Here is a 6821-nt window from a genome sequence, read left to right on the forward strand (position 1 = left end):
CTACACACTTCGCAACACACATTGAGCCGGCTCCGCCGTTCCAGCCGGGTTTTCAACACCTTGGACGAAAGAACAGTTGGTCACGCCAAGTGACGTATTGCATCGCAGCAATTAGTTGTTAACCTCGCCGCGAGACATTTGAGGCTCGGCGCTGCTCGTCGTCCCTTTCGGTCGAGGCAGCAGCGGGGGTGTTGATGTTCTACCAGCTCTATGAATTGAATCACGCGGCTCTGCAGCCGGCACGGCTTTATGCCGATGCGGTGCGGATGTTCTACTCCAACCCGCTCAACCCGTTTTCGCACACGCCCTGGGGCCGTTCGGTCGCGGCGGGCGCCGAGCTGTTCGAACGCATCACCCGCCGCTACGGCAAGCCGGCCTTCGGCCTGGGCAAGACCGTCGTCGATTGGAAAAGCGTCGAGGTCACCGAAAAGACCATCTGGTCGAAGCCGTTCTGCAATCTCGTCCGTTTCGAGCGCGCCGTCCCCGCCGGCCGCCGGCCGGACCCGAAGCTTCTCATCGTGGCGCCGATGTCGGGCCACTATGCCACGCTGCTGCGCGGCACGGTGGAGGCGATGCTGCCTTATGCCGATGTCCACATCACGGACTGGGTCGACGCCCGCATGGTGCCGCTGGCCGACGGCAGCTTCGATCTCGATGATTATATCGACTATGTCATCGACATGCTGCACACGCTGGGCCCCGATACACATGTGATGGCGGTGTGCCAGCCTTCCGTGCCGGTGCTGGCCGCCGTGGCGCTGATGGAGACCAAGGGCGACCCCTTCGTCCCTTCGACCATGACCCTGATGGGCGGGCCGATCGACACGCGCCGCAACCCGACGGCGGTCAATCTGCTTGCCGAGGAAAAAGGCATCGACTGGTTCCGCGACAACGTGATCATGTGCGCGCCCTGGCCGGTGCCGGGCTTCGGCCGCGAGGTCTATCCCGGCTTCCTGCAGCTCTCCGGCTTCATGAGCATGAACCTCGATCGTCACATCATCGCCCACAAGGACTTCTTCATGCACCTTGTGAAGTATGATGGCGACAGTGCCGAGAAGCACCGCGATTTCTATGACGAATATCTGGCGGTGATGGACCTGACCGCGGAGTTCTACCTGCAGACCGTCGACACCGTCTTCGTGCGCCATGCCTTGCCCAAGGGCGAGATGACGCATCGCGGCACCAGGATCGATCCGTCCGCGATCCGCAACGTCGCCCTGTTCACGGTCGAGGGCGAGAACGACGACATATCGGGCCTTGGTCAGACCAAGGCGGCGCAGGATTTGTGCGTCAACATTCCGGCCGACAAGAAGGCCCATTATATGCAGCCGGCGGTCGGCCATTACGGCGTCTTCAACGGCTCGCGTTTCCGCTCCGAGATCGTGCCGCGCATCGTCGACTTCATCACCAGCTATGGGCGTCAGGACCGGATTACGATGAAGCCCAAGCTGGTCCGCACGGCCAAGCGATAGATATTTCCAGGCCAACTCCGAAGAGATCGGCGCTCCACCCTGTTCTGTTGCATAATAGGCGCTGTCCCTGGCCGCGGGTAACCATGCTTGCAGATCAGGCCCGCGTCTTGATTGACACGGACTGTAAATCGCCCTTAACTTTTTGTTAACAACAGGGCGAGCGGGGACAATGAATTCCTCCATCATGGCGCGAAGGCTGCGCGTGTGCGTGGCAGCCGGGCTGGCAATAACGGGCAGCTGGCCGGCATTGGCGGCCGGAGCGATGGCGACCGGGGGCCTGACCTCGCAGCCGATCGGCCACTACGATTTCTGCAAGCTCTATCCCGGCGAATGCTCGATCCGTCCGGCCGATCTCGCGCCGGCAATCCTGACCGACGGGTTGATGCGCAAGCTGGTCAACGTCACCGCCAAGGTCAATGCCGCCGTCAAGCCGATGAGCGACATGGATATCTACGGCAAGGACGAGGTCTGGGCCTATCCCGACAAGGGCGTCGGCGACTGCGAGGACTATGTGCTGGAAAAGCGGCGCCAGCTCGCCCGCATGGGCATGTCGCTTGCCGATCTGCTGATAACCGTCGTGCGCAAGCCCGATGGCGAAGGCCACGCCGTGCTGACGGTGCGCACCGACAGGGGCGACTATGTGCTCGACAATCTGAACGACAACGTCAAGCCCTGGGACCAGACCGGCTACCGCTTCCTCAAGCGGCAGGCGATCGACAACACCGGCCGCTGGGTCTCCATCCGCGGCGGTCAGCAGGTTTTGGTCGGGTCGGTGGAGTAAGGGCCGACAGCGGAGGCACCGCTTGAGGCGGCGCCACCCCAGCGCTTCGTCATCCTAGGGCGCAGCAGTCGCGAAGCGACGTCGCGGAGACCCTAGGATCCATGCCGTGACACCAACATAAAACACGGCGCCCTAGGACTAGGCGCGGCTATATCACTACATTCTGCACCGCTGCGGAGCTCGCAGGTCGCGGCATGGATCCTCGGGTCTGCGCGTCCGCTTCGCTCCCGCTCCGCCCGTGGATGACGAAACCGTGGAGGCTTCCGCCAATCTCTTGGGCCTCTGCCATAGCCGCACTGCCTTCGACTCACCGCCCCCTTTGGGGGCCTCCCGAAAATTGTCTCCATCTCTCCGTGAACCAATTCGTCCCGCCCGGCGACACACAGCCGTGGACGACAGAAACAACCATGGAGATTTCAAATGACTGCTTTCCTGCGCAACACCCTCCTCGCCGCCGTCGCGGTATCGGCCCTGACCGGATCCGCTCTGGCTGGTCAGACCGACACGAGCTGCGTCAAGACCACGCTCAATGACCTTTGGGCCGGCCGTTGTTGCGGCACTGCGGGCGCCTCGGACTGCCTCGGCGGCGGCAACGGCCGCGACCATCATGACAATGGCCACCCGGGTACCAATGGCGGCAACCCCAACGGCCCCACGGCCGGCAAGTATTGATCTCGCCACAGCTGCCTGCTGGCTGCCGCCGGCGGGCACTGTCTTGCGATGGGCGGGACGCCCGGCCGTCGCGAAATCCGGATATCAGTTACTTCAGCTGGCCCAGCGCCTTGCGGATCGACGCGGTGATGCGGCGCAGTTCCGCCTCGTCGAGCTTCTCGATGTTCTCGGCCAGCAGATTGGCGAGTTCAGTGGCGGCGGGACTTAGGCCCGACGTGTCGAGTTTTACGCGCGGGTGCGAGGCTTCGGCCAGCCGCGCCAGTTCCTCGGCGTCGTCCCAGATGATGTTGAAATAACCGATGATCTTCTGGATCAGCGTCCAGGTCGGCGCGCCGCGCCTGCCATGCTCGAGCGCCGACAGATAGGCGGCGCTGACGCCGATCGCCGCCGCCATGTCCTTCTGGCTGACGCCGCGCTCTTTCCGCAACGCCCGCAACCGCTCGCCCAACGGCGTCACGAACCCGTCCTCACGGGCGCACCCGCCGCAGCCGCACATAAAGCGCGCCGGACCCGCCATGGTTGCGGGCGGCATGGTCGTGGCTGGAGACCAGCGGCCGGAAAGCCGGCGTCGACAGCCAGGCGGGTACGGCGCGCCGCAAGACGCCGTCGCCGCCCGAGGAGGACCCCTTGCCGGTGATGACCAGCACATAGCGGACGCCGCCGGCATGCGCCCGGTGCAGGAACGAGAACAGCAGCGAATAGGCCTCGTCCTGGGTCATGCCGTGCAGGTCGACGCGGCCCTCGATCGGCAGCCGGCCTTTTGACAATTTTTCGAGCGTCGGCTCATCGAGCCGGTGCGTGACATGCTGGGCCTTCGGCTTTGCGGCGCCTGCCGGACTGGCGGCGGGCTGGGCCGCTTGTGGCGTCGCCGGCCTGGCATCAGCCGTCATGTCGGGAATGTCGACCGAAGCCCTGCCTTTCAGCGGCTTGGCCGTGCGCGCCACCAGGTTCCACAGCACCCGGTCGTCCTCGCTGAGCTTGTCGGGGCGCCTGCTCATGATGCGCCCCCGGCCAGCGCGCGCGGCACCAGCGCGTAGAAATCGGCCGGATTGCGCACCACGCCTGCGATCTCGCCGGCGGCATCGCCCGAACCGGCGAACAGGTCGCCGCGCGCCGGTCCGGTGATGGCCGAGCCGGTATCCTGCGCGATCATCAGCCGCCGGAACGGTTTCCCCTCGAAAGCGGTGAGCGTCGGCGCGTCGATGTAGAAAGGCGTGCCGAATGTGTGCAGCAGCCGGTCGACCGCGACCGAGCGGCCCGGCGTCAGCGGCACCTTGGCGGCGGCGATCGGGCCGAGAGCGGCGTCCTCCACATCCGCCTCGCGGAAGAAGATGTAGGAGCGGTTCCGCCACAGGATCTCGTCGACGCGCTCCGGATGCGCCTTGAACCAGGCGCGGATCGACTGCATCGTCACTTCAGCGAGCGGGATTTCGCCCGCCTCGCTCAACACCTTGCCCGGTCCGGTGAAGCGCTGGCCGGATTTGGCGGCGTAGGTGACGCGGCAAAGCCGTCCGTCGGTCATGGCAAGCCGCGCCGCCCCTTGCACATGGATGAAGAAGGCATCGACCTTGTCGGCGAGCCAGGCGATCTCCAGCCCCCGGCCGGCAAGCGCGCCGCGCTCGATCGCGCCACGGTCGAAATATTCCGACAGCCCGCCTGGCGTCCGGCGCGCGAAGGCGAGATAGGGATCCATTCCCGACGGCCGGTCGGCGTCGTCGACATCGGCGAGATCGGCCGGCCGCGACATGAGCGGCACGGAGAAACGCTCCGTCCGCACCGGCGAAGCCTCGACTTGCGGTTCGTAGAAACCGGTGACGAGCCCGGCGCCGGTCTCGGCCCGGACCAGCATGGGAACAAAATGGCGTTCGAAGAAGGCGCGGGCTTCCGATCGGCTGGCGCAAGAGACACCGCGCGCTTCGGCATAGGCCTCGGCGAAGGCGCCGAAATCGATGCCGAGCGCACCGCTGCGATAGGGTTTTACCGGCGCATGGAAGGCGGACCGGCGGAACGCCTCGAAGGCCGGCAGATGGTCGTCGTCGCCCCAGCCGGGAAGATCGTCAAAGGACTTTGCCGCGAAGGAAGGCGATAGCGACACCGGAGCCCCGCCGCCTGTCTAAAGCGCGTCGGGCTCGAAGAGCGTCATGCGACGCACTTCAAGCCCTGGTTCTGATGCATGTCGTTGCCCCAAAACCGCTTCGCACTTTTGGGCGACATGCATCGGGGCTCAGTCTTCTTCTTCGGTGGCGACGAGCTTCCAGTTCGGATCGCGCGAGCGCGTGTCGCGGGCGAAGGTCCAGACATCCTTGACCTCGGCCACGGTTTCAGGATCGCCGTCGATGACGGTGCCTGCCTTGTCGCGCGTCGCCGAGATCAGCTCGCTGATGATGCGCAGCGTGACATGCGCCTCGCCGCCCTTCATCTCGGCCGAGACGATGTCGGCCTTGTCGATGCCGACGAAGGAGGACTGGATCTTCTCCGACTTGGCCTCGCGTTCGCCGATCGCGGCGACGAAGCCGTCATAGACCTCGCGCGACAGAAGGTTCTTCAGCGTTTTGCGGTCGCCATCGGCATAGGCCATGACGATCATCTCATAGGCCATCTTGGCGCCGTCGACGAAACCCTTCGGATCGAACGACGCATCATTGTCCTTGATCGTGCGCAGGCCCTTGTTGAGATCGGTGTCGGGCTTGGCGAAGGCATCGATGGCCGTGTAGGCGTCGGCCGGCGCCGGCTCGCCCGGCAGCCGCTTGCGTGGCAGCGAAACGACATTTTCGGGCTTCTGCGTGGCATCCTTGTCGGTGCGCGCCGCCGTGTAGGGGTCGAAGGGCGGCCGCTCGCTACCGGTCCGACGGCCCAGCACATTGCGCAGCTGGAAGAAGATCACCACCGCCGCGATCAGGAAGAAAATCGTGCCGAAGTCGAAGAAGCCCATATCTTCCGCCAATCAATCCCTGTCTCTTGGCCGGACCGCCCGGCCCGGAGCCCACGGTCGCATAGCGTTCAATATCCAAAGCATATAGAACGCAAGGCGCAATCATTCAAATTAAAGGCAGGCATACCTATCTAACAGCCCCAGGGCCAGCGGCGATTGGTCGCCGACGGCCAAAACAATCGAACGGCCAAACGATAGAAAAGGTTGGCAAGATTTGCGCATCTCCTTGCTACCCCTCTTCCTCCTCGCGCTTCCGCTGCTGGAAATCGCCGGTTTCGTCATCGTCGGCCGCGAGGTCGGCGCCCTGGCGACGGTCGGCCTGGTGATCGCCTCCAGCCTTGCCGGTGTCCTGCTGCTGAGGCACCAGGGTTTCGGCGTCATGGCCCGTATCCGCGCCGAGATGGATGCCGGCCGCGACCCCAGCCGCCAGCTTGCCCATGGCGCCATGATCGTGGTCGCCGCGATCCTTTTGATCATCCCCGGCTTCATCACAGACATTATCGGCCTGCTCCTGTTCCTGCCTCCGGTGCGCGACCTTGCCTGGAGCAGGTTCAAGGGCCGCATCGTCGTGGCCACCAACTTCTCGCCAGGCGGCTTCCGCGGCCGGCCGCGCGACAGGGTCATCGACCTCGACGACGCCGACTATTCGCGCGAGGACGATCCGAAGCGCGGCCCGGACCACAACTCGCCCTGGCGGCGGCTGAAGGACGACTAGGTCGCTGGTGAGAGGCCAGCGCCGCCCCTCATCCGCCTGCCGGCATCCTCTCCCCGTATAGGGACGGGGAGAGGGGTGCTGTCATCCGCGATTTTCGCCAATCACCAGCGTTGCGGGAAGAGCGCTGAGGGCGCGACAAGCCCCTTCTCCCCGTCCCTATACGGGGAGAAGGTGCCGGCAGGCGGATGAGGGGCGGCGCTGGCCTCTCACCAGCGACCTAGTCGTCCTTCAGCCGCCGCCAGGGCGAGT

General features: G+C 64.9%; 8 protein-coding genes. 4 read left to right on the forward strand and 4 right to left on the reverse strand.

The window, feature by feature from the left end; all coding sequences use genetic code 11:
- Window positions 1-194 precede the first annotated feature (194 nt).
- The 3 genes from FJ930_RS14715 (at window position 195) to FJ930_RS14725 (ending at window position 2925) form a co-directional block, all read left to right on the forward strand.
- A complete protein-coding gene (locus FJ930_RS14715; protein ID WP_140740593.1) occupies window positions 195-1472 on the forward strand; it encodes a polyhydroxyalkanoate depolymerase in 1278 nt (425 codons plus the stop codon).
- A 169-nt stretch (window positions 1473-1641) separates the two neighbouring features.
- Window positions 1642-2253 (forward strand): transglutaminase-like cysteine peptidase, encoded by a 612-nt coding sequence (locus FJ930_RS14720; RefSeq protein WP_141838569.1) that lies wholly within the window; start codon window positions 1642-1644, stop codon window positions 2251-2253.
- Window positions 2254-2673: 420 nt separating this feature from the next.
- Window positions 2674-2925 carry a hypothetical protein gene (locus FJ930_RS14725; protein WP_141838571.1) on the forward strand — a complete coding sequence of 84 codons (252 nt, stop codon included), beginning with the start codon at window positions 2674-2676 and terminating at the stop codon, window positions 2923-2925.
- A gap of 88 nt (window positions 2926-3013) precedes the next feature.
- Here the strand turns inward: FJ930_RS14725 and FJ930_RS14730 are convergent, their stop codons facing one another.
- The 4 genes from FJ930_RS14730 to FJ930_RS14745 all read right to left on the reverse strand — a co-directional run bounded on the left by FJ930_RS14730 (window position 3014) and on the right by FJ930_RS14745 (window position 5857).
- Window positions 3014-3382, reverse strand: coding sequence for a helix-turn-helix transcriptional regulator (locus FJ930_RS14730; RefSeq protein ID WP_140613432.1), 369 nt, complete (start codon window positions 3380-3382; stop codon window positions 3014-3016).
- Window positions 3383-3392: 10 nt separating this feature from the next.
- The gene (locus FJ930_RS14735; protein WP_141838573.1) at window positions 3393-3923 is read right to left on the reverse strand and encodes a Smr/MutS family protein; all 531 of its coding nucleotides are present in this window, start codon (window positions 3921-3923) and stop codon (window positions 3393-3395) included.
- Window positions 3920-5020: a murein transglycosylase A gene (locus FJ930_RS14740; protein ID WP_141838575.1), complete on the reverse strand. Its 1101-nt coding sequence runs from the start codon at window positions 5018-5020 to the stop codon at window positions 3920-3922. Before FJ930_RS14740 ends, FJ930_RS14735 begins: the two co-directional genes overlap by 4 nt.
- A 129-nt stretch (window positions 5021-5149) precedes the next feature.
- Entirely contained in the window at window positions 5150-5857 is a 708-nt protein-coding gene (locus FJ930_RS14745; protein WP_140740814.1) for a Tim44/TimA family putative adaptor protein, read from the reverse strand.
- Between the two features lie 214 nt (window positions 5858-6071).
- Between FJ930_RS14745 and FJ930_RS14750 the strand changes: the two genes are divergently transcribed.
- On the forward strand, window positions 6072-6572 hold the full coding sequence (locus tag FJ930_RS14750; protein WP_141838577.1) for an FxsA family protein: 501 nt from the start codon (window positions 6072-6074) through the stop codon (window positions 6570-6572).
- Window positions 6573-6821 lie beyond the last annotated feature (249 nt).

The organism is Mesorhizobium sp. B2-4-15 (assembly GCF_006658505.1).
In the GTDB taxonomy this organism is placed as follows: Bacteria; Pseudomonadota; Alphaproteobacteria; order Rhizobiales; family Rhizobiaceae; genus Mesorhizobium.

What these genes read in the sequence shown, in the direction of transcription:
- FJ930_RS14715 (WP_140740593.1), top strand. Translation starts at nt 195, where the DNA reads ATGTTCTACCAGCTCTATGAATTGAATCACGCGGCTCTGCAGCCGGCA.
- FJ930_RS14720 (WP_141838569.1), top strand. Translation starts at nt 1,642, where the DNA reads ATGAATTCCTCCATCATGGCGCGAAGGCTGCGCGTGTGCGTGGCAGCC.
- FJ930_RS14725 (WP_141838571.1), top strand. Translation starts at nt 2,674, where the DNA reads ATGACTGCTTTCCTGCGCAACACCCTCCTCGCCGCCGTCGCGGTATCG.
- FJ930_RS14735 (WP_141838573.1), bottom strand. Translation starts at nt 3,923, where the DNA reads ATGAGCAGGCGCCCCGACAAGCTCAGCGAGGACGACCGGGTGCTGTGG.
- FJ930_RS14745 (WP_140740814.1), bottom strand. Translation starts at nt 5,857, where the DNA reads ATGGGCTTCTTCGACTTCGGCACGATTTTCTTCCTGATCGCGGCGGTG.